The 18,671-nt window shown below is 34.4% G+C and carries 19 protein-coding genes; 9 read left to right on the top strand and 10 right to left on the bottom strand.

The window, feature by feature from the left end:
- Positions 1-76: 76 nt before the first annotated feature.
- Positions 77-586: an acyl-CoA thioesterase gene (locus I130_RS05415; RefSeq protein ID WP_034920246.1), complete on the bottom strand. Its 510-nt coding sequence runs from the start codon at positions 584-586 to the stop codon at positions 77-79.
- A 59-nt stretch (positions 587-645) separates the two neighbouring features.
- Complete coding sequence (locus I130_RS05410; protein ID WP_034920245.1) at positions 646-1,578, bottom strand: SPOR domain-containing protein; 933 nt, start codon at positions 1,576-1,578, stop codon at positions 646-648.
- Between the two features lie 176 nt (positions 1,579-1,754).
- Here I130_RS05410 and dprA point away from each other — a divergent pair, with 176 nt between their 5' ends.
- Entirely contained in the window at positions 1,755-2,855 is a 1,101-nt protein-coding gene (gene dprA, locus I130_RS05405) for a DNA-processing protein DprA (RefSeq protein ID WP_034920244.1), read from the top strand.
- On the opposite strand, the gene trpS is transcribed toward dprA, so the two are convergent.
- Entirely contained in the window at positions 2,852-3,820 is a 969-nt protein-coding gene (gene trpS, locus I130_RS05400) for a tryptophan--tRNA ligase (RefSeq protein WP_034920243.1), read from the bottom strand. The two genes, dprA and trpS, sit on opposite strands and share 4 nt — an antisense overlap.
- A 72-nt stretch (positions 3,821-3,892) precedes the next feature.
- Here trpS and I130_RS05395 point away from each other — a divergent pair, with 72 nt between their 5' ends.
- Positions 3,893-4,633 carry a lysophospholipid acyltransferase family protein gene (locus tag I130_RS05395; RefSeq protein WP_034920241.1) on the top strand — a complete coding sequence of 247 codons (741 nt, stop codon included), beginning with the start codon at positions 3,893-3,895 and terminating at the stop codon, positions 4,631-4,633.
- A 12-nt stretch (positions 4,634-4,645) separates the two neighbouring features.
- On the opposite strand, the gene I130_RS05390 is transcribed toward I130_RS05395, so the two are convergent.
- The 4 genes from I130_RS05390 to recA form a co-directional block, all read right to left on the bottom strand.
- Positions 4,646-5,971: a hypothetical protein gene (locus I130_RS05390; RefSeq protein WP_034920239.1), complete on the bottom strand. Its 1,326-nt coding sequence runs from the start codon at positions 5,969-5,971 to the stop codon at positions 4,646-4,648.
- 2 nt (positions 5,972-5,973) lie between these two features.
- Positions 5,974-6,516 carry an RNA polymerase sigma factor gene (locus I130_RS05385; protein WP_034920237.1) on the bottom strand — a complete coding sequence of 181 codons (543 nt, stop codon included), beginning with the start codon at positions 6,514-6,516 and terminating at the stop codon, positions 5,974-5,976.
- A 23-nt stretch (positions 6,517-6,539) separates the two neighbouring features.
- On the bottom strand, positions 6,540-6,959 hold the full coding sequence (locus I130_RS05380; protein ID WP_034920236.1) for a hypothetical protein: 420 nt from the start codon (positions 6,957-6,959) through the stop codon (positions 6,540-6,542).
- A gap of 126 nt (positions 6,960-7,085) precedes the next feature.
- Complete coding sequence (recA, locus tag I130_RS05375; RefSeq protein ID WP_034920233.1) at positions 7,086-8,102, bottom strand: recombinase RecA; 1,017 nt, start codon at positions 8,100-8,102, stop codon at positions 7,086-7,088.
- A 367-nt stretch (positions 8,103-8,469) separates the two neighbouring features.
- Between recA and I130_RS05370 the strand changes: the two genes are divergently transcribed.
- From I130_RS05370 to I130_RS05340, 7 genes are all read left to right on the top strand, one after another.
- Positions 8,470-9,501, top strand: a complete 1,032-nt coding sequence (locus tag I130_RS05370; protein WP_034920229.1) for a rhodanese-related sulfurtransferase — start codon at positions 8,470-8,472, stop codon at positions 9,499-9,501.
- A gap of 117 nt (positions 9,502-9,618) precedes the next feature.
- Positions 9,619-10,785: a stage 0 sporulation family protein gene (locus I130_RS05365; RefSeq protein ID WP_034920227.1), complete on the top strand. Its 1,167-nt coding sequence runs from the start codon at positions 9,619-9,621 to the stop codon at positions 10,783-10,785.
- Positions 10,778-11,263: a gliding motility lipoprotein GldH gene (locus I130_RS05360; RefSeq protein ID WP_034920224.1), complete on the top strand. Its 486-nt coding sequence runs from the start codon at positions 10,778-10,780 to the stop codon at positions 11,261-11,263. Before I130_RS05365 ends, I130_RS05360 begins: the two co-directional genes overlap by 8 nt.
- 13 nt (positions 11,264-11,276) lie before the next feature.
- A complete protein-coding gene (locus tag I130_RS05355) occupies positions 11,277-13,598 on the top strand; it encodes a penicillin-binding protein 1A (RefSeq protein ID WP_034920221.1) in 2,322 nt (773 codons plus the stop codon).
- A 172-nt stretch (positions 13,599-13,770) separates the two neighbouring features.
- Positions 13,771-14,469, top strand: coding sequence for a CoA transferase subunit A (locus I130_RS05350; RefSeq protein ID WP_034920219.1), 699 nt, complete (start codon positions 13,771-13,773; stop codon positions 14,467-14,469).
- A 32-nt stretch (positions 14,470-14,501) separates the two neighbouring features.
- On the top strand, positions 14,502-14,732 hold the full coding sequence (locus I130_RS05345; protein ID WP_316928444.1) for a four helix bundle protein: 231 nt from the start codon (positions 14,502-14,504) through the stop codon (positions 14,730-14,732).
- A 160-nt stretch (positions 14,733-14,892) separates the two neighbouring features.
- Positions 14,893-15,546, top strand: coding sequence for a CoA transferase subunit B (locus I130_RS05340; protein WP_034920216.1), 654 nt, complete (start codon positions 14,893-14,895; stop codon positions 15,544-15,546).
- A 78-nt stretch (positions 15,547-15,624) separates the two neighbouring features.
- On the opposite strand, the gene I130_RS05335 is transcribed toward I130_RS05340, so the two are convergent.
- The 3 genes from I130_RS05335 to I130_RS05325 all read right to left on the bottom strand — a co-directional run bounded on the left by I130_RS05335 (position 15,625) and on the right by I130_RS05325 (position 18,636).
- Positions 15,625-16,617: an acyl-ACP desaturase gene (locus I130_RS05335; RefSeq protein WP_034920214.1), complete on the bottom strand. Its 993-nt coding sequence runs from the start codon at positions 16,615-16,617 to the stop codon at positions 15,625-15,627.
- Between the two features lie 152 nt (positions 16,618-16,769).
- Entirely contained in the window at positions 16,770-17,498 is a 729-nt protein-coding gene (locus tag I130_RS05330; protein ID WP_034920212.1) for a metallophosphoesterase family protein, read from the bottom strand.
- A gap of 1 nt (position 17,499) precedes the next feature.
- On the bottom strand, positions 17,500-18,636 hold the full coding sequence (locus tag I130_RS05325) for an ATP-binding protein (RefSeq protein WP_034920209.1): 1,137 nt from the start codon (positions 18,634-18,636) through the stop codon (positions 17,500-17,502).
- Between the last annotated feature and the right edge of the window lie 35 nt (positions 18,637-18,671).

Genomic DNA, 18,671 nt, shown 5'->3' with positions numbered 1-18,671 from the left:
AAGCTATATCTAGAAGACCAGAAAAATTTCGAAAATTCTTTCAGCGCACAAGAAGCTGAAATAAACTTAAAGCATCTTACTCAAACAAGGCTTTGAGCTCTGTAGCATCTTTAGGTTTCATTTTACCAGCTAGAACCAGACTTAATTGCTTTCTACGCAAAGCAGCTTCATATCGTTCTGTTTCAAGCTCAGTTTCGGGAGTTAATTCAGGTACATGAACAGGAGTTCCGGTTTCATCTACCGCTACAAAAGTATAAATTGCTTCATTTGCTCTGGAGCGTTTTCCGCTCTCACGATCTTCCACCCAAACATCTATAAAAATCTCCATAGAACTTTTAAAAGCTCTGGAAACAGCAGCTTCTACGGTTACAACACTTCCTAGCGGAATTGCTTTATTAAAAGCAACATTGTTCACAGATGCAGTAACTACAATTCTGCGGCTATGTCTACGGGCAGCAATACTTGCAGCTCTATCCATCCGTGCCAAAAGTTCCCCTCCAAAAAGGTTATTTAATGGGTTGGTTTCACTTGGAAGTACCAAGTCTGTAAGAATAGTTCTGGAATCTTTCGGGTTCTTTGCTTGCATTTGCGCCAATTTTGGGCAAAGGTACTGCCCTAATCTAGTCTAAACAAGTTAATAGATTCTTAAAGTTCTTCAACAAGCAACCAAGAACCTGAATTGGTTCTTTGAACTTTATAAAGTGCATTTATAGCATCTCTTCTTGTAAGGTAACTGCTATAAACTACTTGATGCAAACCATATTTGTTCTCCCCAATGTATCTAGCCTTGTGGCCTTCTGCACGTAATTCTGTTACTTTTTGATGCGCATTTTCTTCTACCCGGAAAGCTCCAGCAACTATATGGTAATTTCCACTTTGATTGGTAACTGTAAAAGTGATTTCCGGTAATGGATTATCTATAACAAATGTAGCTTGCTGTATTTTTTGCTGAAGTTGAGATTCTGCAGCTTGTTGCTCTGCAATATTGTGATTGCTCACCTGATTGCTATATAATTTCAATCCTGTAAATCCGCTTAGTCCTAATGCTAATATTCCAATAGCGGCATATTTTAAATAAGGAGTTTTACTTCTTCTCTCGGGAGTAAATAAAATTGGTGCTTTTTCCTCTAAGTCTTCAACCTGTTTTTTAAGCTCTTCTCTAGATACAGAAAGCGCCGGTATGGAAGATAATCCAAAAGAATCTGCTAAAAAGTTAGTAGCAGTTAACGGCTCAAATTGTAGTTTTCCTTCAATAGAGACATCAAAAGTTCCTATATTTTTTATCGTAAAATTTTTGTCTTTTTCTAGTTGTAATTGAAGCTGCTGTACATATTCTTCAATTTTATAGACAGCCTTCTTATATCCTAAGCTTTCTACTTCGGCAATATAATTGGCCAATAAGCCATCATTTTTCTTTAATTGAGAGTTAAAAGAAAGTTGCTTTTTTGGAGGATAGAAATTTTGCTGCTTTTCATCGAATTCAGCTGAAACCTTTTGAGATAAAAAGGCACCGAATCCAGGCAAAATTACGCACTCGTATCTGTAAAGTAAATCGGAAATGTAAGTAGCTATAGTCATCAAAACAAAAATAAGGATTTATGTGATACTCTAAAAATAGCCAAAGATATCTTATTAACAAATCTTTTTAATGAATATTTATCGAGATAACCTCTTCGGAAACAATTGTTTATCAGTTAAAAAACGTAATATTATTTTAAATATAATAAAAGATAAATTAGGGAAATATTCTGTTTATGACTGATTCTGAATTACTTTCAATCTTAGCCTTACAAAACGCTCCAAATTTAGGAGACAGTACAGCTAAAAAATTGATCAGACATTTTGGTTCTGCGGAAGCGATTTTTGACACCAAGAAAGAAAGTTTATTGAAGATCGAAGGAATTGGAAAAATCAAGCTACAAGGTTTATTTGATGCGGAGAGATTTAGATTAGCAGAATCTGAATTGAAATTTATCCATAGAAACGGTATAAACACTCATTACTATAAAGATCTGGATTATCCTGAAAAACTGAAGCATTGTAATGATGGACCAATTCTTTTATTTTCAAAAGGAAATATTAATCTTCATAAAAAGAAAATACTTAGTATCGTTGGTACTAGAAAGATTACTTCTGCCGGAGCTATTTTTTGTGAAAAACTTATTGAAGAACTTGCAATACTAGAGCCAGTGATAATTTCTGGATTTGCTTATGGCGTAGATATTACCGCTCACAAAGCTGCTTTAAGAAATGGACTTCAAACTATAGGTTGTTTAGCCCATGGTTTCAATCAAATATACCCAAAGTCACATGCTAAGTATTGTGCATCTTTAGAAGAAAATGGCGGTTTTTATACTGATTTTTGGAGCTCAGATAATTTTGATAGGAATAATTTTTTAAAGAGAAATAGAATTATTGCGGGATTAAGTGAGGCAACAGTAGTTATAGAAAGTGCTAATAAGGGTGGTTCTTTGGTTACTGCAGATATCGCTAATTCTTATGACAGGGAGGTTTTTGCAGTTCCTGGGAGACCAACTGACTCGCAAAGCTCTGGATGTCTCAATTTAATTAAATCTCAGAATGCCCATGTGTTAACTTCAGCGGCAGATCTTGTTTATATCTTAAATTGGGCAGATCAAAATAAAACAGCTTCTGTACAAAAGCAGTTATTTATAGAGTTGGAAACCCAAGAACAATTGATCTATGATTTTTTACAAGACGCAGGAAAGCAACAACTAGATACAATTGCTTTAAATTGCAAGATGCCCACTTATAAGGCAGCGGGCATTTTGTTAGAAATGGAATTAAAAGGGGCTATTCGCCCGCTTCCCGGAAAATTATTCGAGGTAATTTAATATCCTAATTTGGTTCTTACTTTTGCTAGAACTGTGTTGGCAACTTCTGTAGCTTTTGCAGCTCCTTTTTCTAAAGCAGCATCTATTTCAGACAAATTATTCATATAATAAGTATATTTCTCTCGTTCTGTGGAATATTTTTCAACTATTAGCTCATATAAGGCTTGCTTAGCATGCCCATATCCAAAATTACCAGCCAGATACTTTTGTCTTAAATCTTCAACCTTGGTTTTGTCTCCCAATAATTTATAGATTGCAAAAACATTACAAGTATCCGGATTTTTAGGAGCTTCCATGGGAGTACTATCAGTTTCAATACCCATGATTTGTTTTCTTAACTTTTTATCTGTCTGGAATAAATTAATCACATTATTCTTGGACTTGCTCATTTTTGCACCATCTGTTCCAGGTATGTACATAGAATGTTCTTCCACCTTAGCTTCAGGAATCACAAAAGTTTCACCCATTTGCGCATGAAATCTCGAAGCAACATCTCTAGTCATTTCTATATGTTGCAATTGATCTTTCCCTACTGGAACAATTTCCGCATCATATAAAAGGATGTCTGCTGCCATTAGCATTGGATAAGAGAACAAACCAGAATTTACATCTTCTAACCTATCTGCTTTATCTTTGAAAGAATGGGCAAGCGTTAATCGCTGGTATGGAAAAAAGCAACTTAAATACCATGAAAGCTCAGTTACCTGGGGGATATCACTCTGTCTATAAAAAACAGTTTTTTCAATATCCAAACCAAACGCTAGCCAAGTTGCTGCAGTAGAATATGTATTTTCTTTAAGCAATGCTGCATCTTTAATTTGGGTTAGCGAATGAAGGTTCGCAATAAACAAAAACGATTCATTTTCAGGCTTATTGGCCATTTCTATCGCTGGAATTATTGCTCCAAGTAAATTTCCTAAGTGGGGAGTTCCCGTACTTTGTACGCCGGTAAGTATTCTTGCCATGGAATTTTTAAATTTTCACAAAGGTACTTCTTTTGTTGAATTCGCTTAATTCATTTTAGTATTTTTGGAACTATGAATATATTAAAAGCGGGTTTAATTGCATTGTGGAGAATCTGGTTCTATATTCTTATGGGACTTCCAATAATTGTAATGCTTCCTTTTTTATTAGTTTTTTCATCTTCAGAAAAATTTTATTCTCAATATTTCTATTGTACCCGAATTTGGGCTAAATCTATTTTATACGGAATGGGTTTTATTCCGAAGAAATTGAATGCTGCCACATTAAGAAAGGGTGAAAGCTATATGTTCGTTGCAAACCATACCTCGATTATAGATATCATGATGATGCTTGCCGTGATAGATCATCCCTTTGTTTTTGTTGGAAAGAAAGAACTTACTAAAATACCATTATTTGGATTTTTCTATAAGCGAACATGCATAGTTGTAGATAGGGGAAACCTGCAAAGTAGGCTGCGAGTGTTTAAGGAATGTCAACGAAGATTAAATCAAGGGAATAGTATATGTATTTTCCCAGAAGGTGGAGTGCCGGAGGATAAGGCTAGGGAACTGGTTGCATTTAAAGACGGCGCTTTTAGATTGGCCATAGATCATCAAATTCCTATTGTGCCTATTACCTTTCATGATAACAAAAAACGCTTTTCTTACACCTTCTTTTCTGGTAGTCCAGGAATTATGAGAGCAAAAGTACACGAAATAATACCTACAGTAAATCGGACCCAAGAAGGCAAAAGGGATTTGAAAAAAGAGGTTTATGAGGTGGTTTTAAATGAATTAAGAAATCCATCTTTATAAGTTATTCAATTTCTAGAATTTGAAACTAAATCCAGAATACACACCAAAATAATACGGATTTACACTTCCTGTAGTTTTGGTAAAAGTATTTAGCTGATACTTAAAAATTGGTTCAAAATTCAATTGAAACTGAGGAGAAATGTTATAATCTAATCCAACTCCAAGATTTGTAGTAAAACTTATATTATTTAGATTATTGGCTTCCCCAAGGTTTGTGGAAAAGTCTGAAGAATTTAAGGAGATCATATTATTATTAAGGAATAAAGTACTACCCCCACCAATAATATTTAACCCTATTTTTTTGTCTATAATAACATATTCTATTTCCAGAGGCACTTCTATAAAGCCTAATTTCTGATTTAAATATCCAGCAGTTGGTGATGCCAAACTAGCGCGATTGAATTCTGCAGAGGCAGTTAAATTACTAAACTGTCTAACTGTTCTATTTTCTATTCTGAAGTTAGGTACATTTCCATCAGAATAATTAATACTACTTAAGGCCGTAGGATTTACAGCTGCGGTGAAAGCAATGTTATTTGTATTATAACTTAGATCTACTTTACTAATACCAGACCTTATTTTGATCTTCTCTGAAATTTGGTAGGCTAGATTAATTCCATAGGAGATTGATATCTCCCCACTACTCGCATTGTTTTTAAATTGCGAATCTATAGAAGTACCGCTTCCAAGATTATCGTAATAAATTGGAGCCGCCATAGTGGACACTCGAATTTTTTTGGTTGAAAGTGTATTTTCTGCTAAAGAAATGTCTTCAGTTTTTTCAGATGGAATTGGAAGATCTTTTTTACTCTCTAAAGTAGTTTTATTTTCTTCTATGCTAGCGCTTGCATCAGTGGTATTAAAATCTCTATAAGAATATTTATCACTAGCAACCATAGAAATCACTTTTGTATTTCTTTGCTCTTCTTTTAAATTAGAGCTCTCAGCAATACTCCTTCCTTTTGTTACTATAGTTCTATCTGCTTGTTTATTATTTGTGTCCTGAATTATAGCCTTAAGTATGATAGAAGATCTAATCATATTTTGGGTGTATTGTTGGGAGGCTAAACTAATATCTAAAGAACCATCACTAACCACTGTAGATATAGATGGAGAACTGGATGTGGTATTTTTGAATAAACCACTTGCATAATTAATGAATAATGCAAGTAATGCAGCTACACCTGCAATTTTATACCAAATAGGTAAAATTCTATTCTTTCTTTTGTTTTCATTTAATCTTGAAGAAATATTTTCCCACACCACCTCGCGCGGAGTAGCGTCAAAATCCTTAAATTTTTCTTGGAAAATTCTATCTATGTGCTTTTTTTCCTCCATTCTCAATAAGACTGGGCTGCAGGCATAATTTGACTGGCCTCAATCTTTTCTTTTAATATAATTCGTGCTCTGGCTAAATTAGATTTAGACGTACCTACCGAGATTTGCATCATTTCTGCTATTTCTTTATGAGAATATCCATCTAATGCATAAAAATTAAATACCTGCCTATATCTATCTGGCAGTTCTTGTATAATCTTTAATAAATAATCTACGGAAACTAATTCATCATCAATTTCTACTTCTGGTTCTTTTAGATGTTCTTCATTAACAATTTCAAAAACCGTTTGTTTTCTATATTTCTGAAGAGTGTTATTAATCATAATACGCTTCATCCAACCTTCAAAAGAACCTTTATCCTGATACTGTTTGATTTTATTGAATATTATAATAAAGCCATCCTGCAGATTGTCTTCAGCCTGCTGGTAGCTATTAGAATATTTTAAACAAACAGAAAACAACTTATTGGCGTATAGCCTATACAATTGTTCCTGCGCTTTAATATCCTGTTTCTTACAGTTATGTATGAGTTTTTCTAAACTCAATAGTTGGGGTAATTTGTTAATATTTATAATCCTGACGAACTAATTGGAACCTCTTTTGTTAAAAAAATGTCTTCACCTACTGAAGATTTTCCCTGCCAGAACTTAAAGATATAAAAATCCTCCCGTTCTACAACAAAATTTAATTTTGCTGTTTCCTGTAAATTTCCGTTTGTACTACAATTATTAATAACTGAACTGTAATTGTTTACAACACCAACAACAATCGTATTCACATTTTTAGAGACATCAAATCCCGAAAAATAATGACAATTAGTCGTTTTTCTATAAAGAACATCAAACACGTAAGACTGTCCGGTTTTCAAACTATCTGGGATGTTTACAGCTATTGTTGAAACTAATTCCTGATTTAAAGAATCACCATCATCTTTTGAACAACCTAAAATTAAGGAAGCAACAAGTGTAAATAACAGTAGTCTTTTCATATTAATAACCATCAAACCTTACAGGTTCTATAGTTTACAGATGCGTTTTTAGCTAAAGGGTTGCGTATAAACATAAAAAAAACCCACAATTGCGGGTTTTTTTTTAAAAGTCTTTAAAAATGCAGTTTATTGCTCCTTTGCAATTTTAATTGCATTTGTAATTTTCACTTCCAACTCATCCATTAGGTCTGGATTATCTTTAAGGATTGCTTTAACAGCATCACGACCTTGGCCTAACTTAGTTTCTTCATAACTAAACCATGAACCACTTTTTTTAATGATCTCATAATCTACTCCTATGTCTATAATTTCTCCAATTTTAGAAATTCCTTCTCCGTACATAATATCAAACTCTGCCATTCTAAAAGGAGGTGCAACTTTATTTTTAACAACCTTTACACGAGTTTTATTACCCAACACATTACTGTTGCTATCTTTTATCTGAGTAGATCTTCTTATATCCAATCTTACAGAAGCATAGAACTTAAGAGCATTTCCTCCAGTAGTTGTTTCGGGATTCCCAAACATTACTCCAATTTTCTCTCTAAGTTGGTTAATAAATATTACAGTACAATTGGTTTTGCTAATGCTCGCAGTAAGTTTCCTAAGTGCTTGAGACATTAGTCGTGCATGCAATCCCATCTTAGAATCACCCATTTCCCCTTCAATCTCACTTTTAGGAGTAAGTGCAGCAACAGAATCTATCACTATAATGTCTATAGCACCAGAGCGAATTAAATTATCGGTTATTTCTAGCGCTTGTTCTCCGTTATCTGGTTGAGAGATAATTAAATTTTCAATATCTACACCAAGATTTCCAGCATACGTTCTATCAAATGCGTGTTCTGCATCAATAAATGCGGCAATACCTCCCGCTTTTTGAGCTTCAGCAATGGCATGAAGTGTAAGAGTTGTTTTTCCGGAAGATTCTGGACCGTAGATCTCTATTACTCTTCCTCTTGGATATCCGCCAACACCTAAGGCAACATTAAGACCTAAAGATCCAGTGGAAATAGCTTCTACATCAGAAACCGCTTGGTCGCTCATTTTCATTACCGTTCCCTTTCCATAAGTTTTATCCATCTTATCTAAGGTAAGCTTCAGGGCTTTTAACTTTGCTTCTTTTTCTTTTTCGTTGCTCATTTCTTCTTTTTTATTTGCGTGCTGCTAAAATAGTACAAGTTTTCATTCACTACAATTTTAACACGCAACCTTTTTGTATAATCTACATCTTATTTATAGTAAGACCAATAACTATGCGTTTTATATAAATAAGTTTAATCTTGAATGGAGTTGATTCTGGCGTTTCTATACTTGGGGTTAGAAATGTTAGAGTTGATGGTGGATAACGTTATTTAATTGTTTTAACGAAAAATTAAAATTTTAAATAACGAATTAGCCATTCAAAAAAAATGCCTTGAAAAATGAATTTCAAGGCATTTTTTTGTGCTTGACTTTAATGTTTTACCTTTGCAAAAATTATTCTTTAAACTTAAAATATTAGTATAGCATGCAACTGTACAATAAACTAAGCGCAAAGGAAAGAGCTACTCTTATCGAGGAAGCCGGGGAAGACCGGTTAACACTTTCTTTTTACGCCTACGCCAAAATTGGAAATCCAAAATTATTTAGAAATTATCTTTTTATTGCCTGGGATGCAATGGAGGTTCTTGGACGGATCTATGTTGCCCAAGAAGGTATAAATGCGCAACTTTCCGTTCCAGCAAAGAAATTCGATGAATTTAAAGAATTTTTAGATAGCATTTATTTTCTTGAGACCATAAGACTGAATATTGCTATTGAGCATGATTTAAAATCTTTTCTCAAGCTTAAAGTGAAAGTTAGAGATAAGATCGTTGCAGATGGTTTGGAAGACGAAAGCTTCGATGTCACCAATAAAGGGGTGCATGTTGATGCCGATAAATTTAATGAGCTTCTTAATGATCCCGACACTATTTTGGTTGATATGCGTAATCATTATGAGAGTGAAATAGGCCATTTTAAAGGGGCTATCACTCCAGATGTGGATACTTTTAGAGATTCTTTATCTATTATTGAAGAAGATCTAAAAGAACATAAAGAAGACAAAAATCTGGTAATGTATTGTACTGGAGGAATTAGATGTGAGAAAGCTAGTGCATATTATAAACACAAAGGTTTCAAAAAGGTTTTTCAGTTAGAAGGTGGTATTATTGAGTATGCCAGACAGGTTGAAAATCTATCTTTGGAAAATAAATTTGTGGGTAAAAACTTCGTTTTTGATCATAGACGAGGGGAGCGCATTACAGATGAAGTTATTTCCAATTGCCATCAATGCGGAAAAGCTTGTGATACACATGTGAACTGCGCGAATGAAGCCTGCCATTTGTTATTTATTCAGTGCGAAGAATGTTCTAAATCAATGGATACATGCTGCTCTAACACGTGTAAGGAAATAAATGCACTCCCTTTTGAAGAGCAAAAAGCACTAAGAAAAGGGATACCAAATAGCAATAAAATCTTTAAAAAAGGAAGGTCAGAAGTCTTAAAGTATAAGCATTAAGTAATCTGGGGGAATTTCCACGAGACCAATAAATATTGGTATATTTACTTTTTGAGAATTAATAATAACTCCAAATCCAACAAGCCTTGTTTTGTTAGGGTTTTCAATATATATAGTATGGGATGTAGCACTTGCGCGACCGGGAAAGATGGTCAGCCAAAAGGATGTAAAAATAACGGAACCTGTGGTTCTGATGGATGTAATAAATTAACTGTTTTTGATTGGCTTGCTAATATGACTTTACCAAATGGGGTAGAGCCTTTTAACTGTGTTGAGATTCGATTTAAAAATGGCAGGAAGCAGTTTTTTCATAATCCAGAAAATTTAACTTTAAGCATTGGAGATGTAGTTGCTACAGAAGCTTCACCAGGTCATGATGTTGGTGTAGTAACCCTTACCGGAGAATTGGTAAGAGTTCAAATGAAAAAGAAGAAAGTTAAAGAGGATAGTGAAGAGGTACTTAAAATATATAGAAAAGCTTCCCAAAGAGATATAGATGTTTGGCAAGAAGCAAGAGATAAAGAAGATAAAATGAAGGTTCGTGCTAGAGAAATAGCTATTAGGCTAGATCTTCGCATGAAAATAAGTGATATTGAATTCCAGGGGGATGGTTCTAAAGCCACTTTTTATTATACCGCAGAAGAGCGAGTAGATTTCCGTCAGTTAATTAAGGAGTTTGCACGAGAATTTAATACTCGTATAGAAATGCGCCAAATTGGATTCCGTCAGGAAGCAGCTAGGTTAGGTGGAATTGGGTCTTGTGGGAGAGAATTATGTTGTTCCACATGGTTAACAGATTTTAGATCTGTAAACACTTCTGCAGCGAGATATCAACAATTATCTTTGAATCCCCAAAAATTAGCGGGTCAATGTGGGAAGTTGAAATGTTGTTTAAATTACGAGTTAGACACTTATTTAGATGCACTAAAAGTTTTCCCGAAAACAGACACTAAACTTTATACTAAAAAAGGAACAGCTGTTTGCCAAAAAATAGACATTTTCCAAGGGGTGCTTTGGTATGCTTATGAAGGCGAATGGATGAATTGGCATAAACTAACTGCAGAGCAGGCATCCAAGATTGTGAAAGCCAACATTGCAAAAGAAACTATCGCTAGTTTAGAGGAATATGAAGTTTTAATAGAGGTTGAAAAAGCCTCAAAAACAGATTACACCAATGTTGTTGGTCAAGATAGTCTTACCAGGTTTGATACACCAAAATCAACAAATACTAAGAAACGAAGAAAAAATAAACGTAAAAAAGGAAAACCGTCCAATAATGACTAGATCCTTTTTATTGATTTTTTTATTGGCTGTTGTTTTTATTGGCTGCGATAAAGAACGTGTGTTCGACGAATATAAAAGTCTTCCTAATCAATGGAATAAAGATTCAGTTTTAACGTTTACTCTTAAAAACATAGATACTTTACAAAGCTATAATTTGTTTATCAATGTTAGAAATAATAATGATTTGGAGTATAGTAACCTTTTTTTGATTTCAGAGATCCAGTTCCCACAGGGTAAAGTGATTACAGATACATTGGAATATGAAATGGCAGCTCCAAATGGTAAATGGCTTGGCGAAGGATTTGCTGATGTAAAAGAAAATAAACTCTGGTATAAAGAGCAGGTTAAGTTCCCAGAATCAGGAAAATATAAGGTTTCCCTTCAGCATGCTATGCGTAAGAATGGAAACGAAAAAGGTATAGAAAATCTTAAAGGGATCACTGAAATAGGTTTCCGAATTGAAAAAACTCCCAATTAATGTAATGGCACTCATGGCAAACCCTTCAAAAAAAACAACCCCTAAGAATTCTAAAAAGCCCACTAGTTTTAGAAAATATATTATAGGTTTCTGGACTCTATTTGGAGCAGGGATATTAGTGATTGTTCTCTTGTTCTTGCTTGCTGGATGGGGCGCTTTTGGGAAAATGCCGAAATTTGAAGAGCTGGAAAATCCTGAAACTAATTTAGCTACAGAGATTTTTTCTTCAGATGGCGAAACACTTGGAAAATATTATAGTGAGAATAGAACTCCAATTAAGTTTGATGACCTTCCAGATCACCTAATTGAAGCTCTTGTTGCTACAGAAGATGAACGTTATTATCAGCATTCTGGAATAGATGCTCAAGGGACATTGAGAGCAGCTATTTTCTTGGGTTCTCGCGGGGGTGCGAGTACAATTACCCAGCAATTAGCTAAACTTTTGTTTACTGAAGATGTTTCTAAAAACTTCTTTGAAAGGGTAATTCAGAAGTTTAAGGAATATATTATCGCTATTCGTTTGGAACGTCAGTATACCAAAGAGGAGATCATTACGATGTATTTCAACAAGTACGATTTTATTTATCAAGCAGTAGGAATTCGTTCTGCGGCTAAGATTTATTTTGATAAAGAAGCGAAGGACTTAAAACTGGAAGAATCTGCAGTTTTAGTTGCCATGCTGAAAAATTCTGCACTTTACAATCCTGTGAGAAGGCCAGAACTTGTAGAACAAAGAAGGAATCAGGTTTTCAAGCAAATGGAGAAAAATGGATTTCTAACTACTGAAGAAAAGGACTCCTTACAACAAACCCCGATGAAGATCAGTTTTACGCCTCAGGGTCATGATGAAGGTATCGCTACTTATTTTAGAGTATACCTTCAAGGTTTCATGAAAGATTGGATCGAGAAAAATCCGAAGGCAGATGGTACTAATTATAATATTTATCGAGATGGATTAAGAATCTACACGAGTATAGATTCTAGAATGCAAGAATTTGCAGAAGATGCAGTTGCAAAGCATATGGCTAATCTTCAGAGAGAATTTGATAGGCAGAATAAAAATAATAAAACAGCGCCATTTAGAGATGTGAATGAAGATGAGGTTGCAAATATTATGAAAAATGCCATGAGAGTTTCTGAAAGATGGCATAAAATGGAAGCCCAAGGAAAATCTAAGGATGAGATCTTAAAATCTTTCGATGAAAAAAGGGAAATGAGAGTTTTTAGCTGGAAAGGTACCAGAGATACTATTATGACACCAAGAGATTCTATTTTGTATTACAAATCTTTTCTTCAGGCTGGGATGATGTCTATGACACCACAAACAGGAGAAGTTAAAGCTTGGGTTGGTGGAATAGATTTCAAGAGTTTTAAATACGAACATGTTAAGCAAGCAAAAAGACAAGTTGGATCTACCTTTAAGCCTTTTGTTTATGCTACAGCAATAGAACAACTAAAATTATCTCCTTGCGATACCTTGCCTAGAAATCATTTTACTATTGAAGCTGGTAGAATGGGCGCACAAAACGACTGGTCTCCTGCAAATAGTGATGGTAAATATGAGGGTATGATGACTCTTAAAAATGCACTTGCAAATTCTGTAAACACTATTTCTGCAAGATTGATTTCTAAAACTGGTCCAAGGCCCGTAATAGAATTACTAAGCAAACTAGGAGTAGACACTAAAGATATTCCAGCAGTTCCTTCTATTGCTCTAGGAACTGCAGATATGAGCTTATTTGAGATGGTATCTGCTTATTCAACCTTTGCAAATGAAGGTGTTTATGTAAAACCAGTTATTGTAAATAGAATTGAAGATAAGAATGGAACGGTTCTATACCAGCATGTACCAGAAACTAAAGATGTTTTAAGTAAAGAAACAGCTTTTGTTACCGTTAATCTTATGGAAGGAGTTACTCAATTTGGAACCGGAACCAGATTAAGAGGGAGTTGGGGAGTAAATAATGATTTTTATCAAAAAACAATGACTGGCTATCCGTATGATTTTAAAAATCCAATCGCGGGTAAAACAGGTACCACTCAAAATGGGAGTGATGGTTGGTTTATGGGAATGGTTCCTAATTTAGTAAGTGGAGTTTGGGTTGGTGGAGAAGATCGTGCGGTGCACTTTCCAGGAATCACTTATGGGCAAGGAGCTACCATGGCTTTACCTATTTGGGGAACGTATATGAAAAATGTATATTCTGAAAAGGATCTAGGAGTTTCTAGCGGAGCTTTTCCTAGACCAGAGAACTTATCAATAGAAATTAATTGTGACACTTATAAAAGGGGACAGAACGACTCTCAAAACATTCCAGACGAGTTGGATTTTTAGAGAACTCAGATTCAAAATAAATATTCAAAACGAGAGCTATTCTAAATAGTTCTCGTTTTTTTAATTAAAAAGCTTAGAATCTTTAATTCTTATGCCACTTTAAGAAAATTGCCTTAATGAAATCGTTGTAGTAAGTTTAAACTTTTTGTAAATTTCCACAAATGAAATTTCAATGATTAAAAAAACTGTAAAGAACGTTCAGCATGCACTAGAAGGTGTAAAGGACGGGATGACAATGATGTTAGGTGGATTCGGACTTAGCGGAATCCCCGAAAACTCTATTTCAGAATTAGTAAAACTCAATGTCAAGGACCTTACTTGTATTTCTAATAATGCAGGGGTAGATGATTTTGGATTAGGTCTACTACTTCAAAAAAAGCAAATTAAAAAAATGATCTCTTCCTACGTGGGTGAAAATGCTGAATTTGAGCGGCAGATGCTTAGCGGTGAGTTGGATGTAGAATTAACCCCTCAAGGTACGTTAGCTGCGAAATGTCAGGCAGCACAGCAAGGATTTCCTGCAGTTTATACTCCTGCTGGATTTGGAACTGAGGTTGCTGAAGGTAAGGAAACTCGAGATTTCGATGGGAAAATGTATGTTCTGGAACATGCATATAAAGCTGATTTTTCCTTTGTAAAAGCATGGAAAGGGGATGAAGCTGGAAATCTTATTTTCAAAGGAACAGCGCGAAACTTCAATCCTCTAATGTGCGGTGCAGCAACAATTACTGTGGCTGAGGTTGAGGAATTAGTGAAACCCGGAGAATTGGATCCTAATCAAATTCATATTCCAGGAATATTTGTTCAGCGAATCTTTCAAGGAAAGAATTATGAAAAGAGAATTGAACAGAGAACAGTTAGACAAAAATAATTTGAAAATTGGCTAATCTGAAAATTTGAAAGTTGAGAGATGATAAGGAAAATATTATTGTTAATAAGACTTATGAGTTTTCTCTAAAAGTAATTTCATTTGCAGAAGAATTGAGGAATGATAGAAAATTCGAAATGGCTTCACAGCTATTTAAACGCGGTACGTCCATAGGCGCTGATGTAAGAGAAGCACAGAATTCTGAAAGTACCGAAGACTTTATTCATAAATTTAAAATTGCAGCTAAAGAGGGCGATGAAACTTAATATTGGTTAGAATTATGCGATAAATCAACATTTCTACCTCAGCCAAACCCACAACTATTAAACGACTTAAATATTATAATGAAGATTATTTCCAAAATAATAAGTTCAGCAAAAAAGAGATAATTTTCAAATCAACACATTTTCAAATCAACACATTCTTATGTTAGATAAAAACGGAATTGCACAGCGAATAGCTCAAGAAGTTCAGGACGGATATTATGTAAACCTTGGTATTGGAATTCCAACATTGGTGGCCAACTTTGTTAGAGACGATATAAATGTTGAATTCCAGAGTGAAAACGGAATTTTAGGAATGGGTCCTTTTCCCTTTGATGGAGAAGAGGATGCCGATCTAATTAATGCAGGAAAACAAACTATTACTGCCTTGCCAGGCGCTAGCTTCTTTGATTCTGCCATGAGCTTCGGGATGATTCGAGGTCAACATGTAGATCTAACAATTTTAGGGGCAATGGAAGTATCCGAAAATGGAGATATAGCCAATTGGAAGATCCCAGGAAAAATGGTTAAAGGCATGGGTGGTGCTATGGATCTTGTGGCCTCTGCAGAAAACATTATAGTTGCCATGATGCACACCAATAGAGCTGGAGAGTCTAAATTGCTTAAAAGATGCTCTTTGCCATTAACTGGAGTTGGTTGTGTTACTAAGATAGTTACAGAACTGGCAGTGATCGAGGTTACAGATAAGGGATTTAAATTATTAGAGAGAGCTCCAGGAGTAAGTGTAGAAGACATCAAAAAGGCTACTGAAGGCACTTTAATTATTGAAGGCGACATTCCAGAAATGAAGTTATAACAGTTCTAAAAATCATTTTATATGAAATAATAAAACCCGAAATTTTTCGGGTTTTATTGTCTTAAATTATTATGGAGATTATAGAATTCCGTTGGCAGCAACCCATTTAAATTGGTGTTGATCTTGAGGTACAGAAATTCTACTTGCAATACGTGTCATTCTATCTGGTAATGCCATAAGATAATCTCTAGCTTTCTCTGCTTCATCTGTTAGAGACGTAAACTTATCAATTTCCCAATAATCATTTAATTTCTGTAGTATGTCTATATAATCATATGTTGTATAAACACCTAAACGTTGCGCCGCATTGGAGAAATTTTCAAACGCTGTTGCAATCCCTTCCCCAGATTCTCTAATAAATTGAGCCGGCATTACAATTTTCTTTTTCATCATGTCTTGGAAAGCCAACATCATTTCACTTGGATCATGTTCAAAAATGATATTTACAAACTCCCTGTAAGCCAAATGGTGTCTCATTTCATCACCAGCAATAACATTACACATTTTAGCAAGCATTTTATTTCCTTTATTCTTAGCAAGTTGTCCAACTCGCTTATGGGAAATATTGGTTGCTAATTCTTGAAAACTGGTGTAAATAAAATTTCTGTAAGGATCACGTCCGGTTCCAATATCAAAACCGTCACTAATAAGATATTGAGTAGTTTTTTCAATCTCACGCATATCTACCCTTCCAGATAAGTAAAGGTATTTGTTCAAGGTGTCACCATGTCGGTTTTCCTCTCCAGTCCAGTGTCTAATCCATTTAGACCATCCATCTTGTCTTCCATGTTGTTGAACACCTTCCATGTCCATTAACCAGGATTCGTAAGTAGGCAAAGCTTCTTCTGTAACCATATCGGCTACGAGTACTACCCAAAAATCATAACCTAATTCTTTGGACTCTTCACGGATCTGTTTAATTTCATCTAAATAATTTTCGTTTTGTAGATTTGGCAATAGGTCTGTTGGCTGCCAAATTTCTTCAACGGGTATCAAATACTTATCTACGAAACTATCTACCTGTTTCTCGACAGTTTTCATTACTTCTAAACGGATATTATCTAAAGCCATAGCATACTTTTTTTAGGGTTTCCATACATTACAAAAACTGAATTCTGTAAAGCGCTGGCGTATCTTTTCAATATTAAACATCAAAAATGATGCTTAGATCATAATAATTTCAAATATATGAAGTTATTCAGGTTTGTATGCCAAATTTTTTCTTAATTTCTGCCGTCCTCTTCAGGATATAGTTCATGCACAGGGTCACTTTGCCAAATTTCTTTGGTTTTTATATCAATTGCAGAAATTTTCCCCTTAAAAGCAGCACCAGTATCTATATTCCAAACGTTTGCAATATTTACCGGTTTATCTTTTCCAATTCGGGTTACAGGGGTATGTCCAATAAAGATCTCGTTATGAATAAGCAAACGTTTGGGATAATAGTCATTATCCTTGGCCATTTTTTTATCCAGAGAAAGAACCATTTCCCAAAGTGTTCTATCCCAAAATAAAGTTTTTGGAAAATATTCTTGTTCGGGTCCTCTAATATTGGTGAATCCTGCATGCACAAATAAATTATTATTTTTATCTATATGATAATTAAGCATTTGAGAATAGAAATTAAGATGTGCTTCCTTTTCTTCTGAAGAAAAATTTCTATAAGCATCTATACTAGACTGACCGCCATGTTGAAGCCATTGCTCATTTAAATCTCCTGATTTTAACCATGCTTCAGTAAGATCATCATGATTACCTCGAATAAAGATGCAGGTGTTTTGCTTAGCCAATTCAATTAAATAAGTCACAGTATTTGCAGAATCACTCCATCCATCTACATAATCTCCTAAGAAAATAAGAGTGTCGTTTGGTGTAAGATCAATTCTTTGCAGTAACTGGATCAAGGCTTTAAGTCCACCGTGTATGTCGCCTATAGCAATCGTCCTTTTCATCTTAATTATATTTTACCTTTCTAAGGATCCTGATACTTTCTTTATAAGTTTGATATGCCTTAGTGCTATGAGTTTTTAAGTATTCTTTTGCTTCTTCTAATTTATCTATGGAATTATCAAATTCATTGAAATAACATATTAAATAAGCCGCGGGCATTTTAAGCAGGTCTTTCTCTTCATTTTTACTAAGTGGAGAAGCATTTTTTAGTTTTGCTAGTAATGCATTGTTTGAATTATAAATATGATAAAGAATTTTTTTGTCGAATTGTGGTGGTTTAAATAACAATTTACTTTCCATATCATATCCCGCATTATCTTTAAAACTGATACTCACTTCCTCCAGCGGATAGTATTGGTATTTATCTTGAAGCCCTAAATGCACATATTCCACAATCTTAAAATAGTCCTTATCAATGCTTATGCTTACAACGTCCAGTTCAGAATAAAATAATTTCACCTGTTCATTTATTAATTCTATATCCAATCTGGAATAGTAGGTTTCTCCTTTGATTTGCTTAGTTTTCCCTGCCCAGCAAACCACAAAATATTCCTTAAATACTTTATACGTAGGGTGAAAATCTTTACGTTTATTCATAAAATCGAAAACCCCGTCTAAAGTAAGCTCAATATTATTTTGAGCGTGATTTTCTATTGAATCGACAAGTTTAGAATTAATGTCTTTTAGTTCTATTCCAAAATTCTTAGGCATGCTAATACTTCCTTCTCTAATATAAACCGCTCCACCATAATATTTCCAAATATTCTTACGCAAGGCACATACTTTCCCGTTATTAGGTCTAATAGTAACTAATCCCACTACCAAATGATCTGGAAGATGAGGAAACGGAATGTTCTCATAAGAAACTAATGGAGGATTATTTAAGTAAGCATTAATTAAATTCTGAATTTTACTGTCATCAAAAAAATCTACACCCGTAATAAAGTTGTCTTCATCTTCTACTCCAATCACTATATATGAATTGTTCTTAGGATTCGAATTTGCCAACGCACATACATGCTTTAAGAATTTAGCTTTTCCTTCTTTTTGACCAATATTCAACGTACGCTTTTTATCATAAAAGCTATTCTCGTCATTATGGGCGAGTAAGTTTTTTATTAAAAGCCGTTTGTTGATCATTATAAAATTCTTAATTTTCTATTTCTATTTTTTTA

Source organism: Gillisia sp. CAL575, from assembly GCF_000403785.1.
Classification (GTDB): Bacteria; Bacteroidota; Bacteroidia; order Flavobacteriales; family Flavobacteriaceae; genus Gillisia.
Note: the sequence above shows the minus strand (reverse complement) of the source record. Positions and strands in the feature narration are given on the sequence as shown.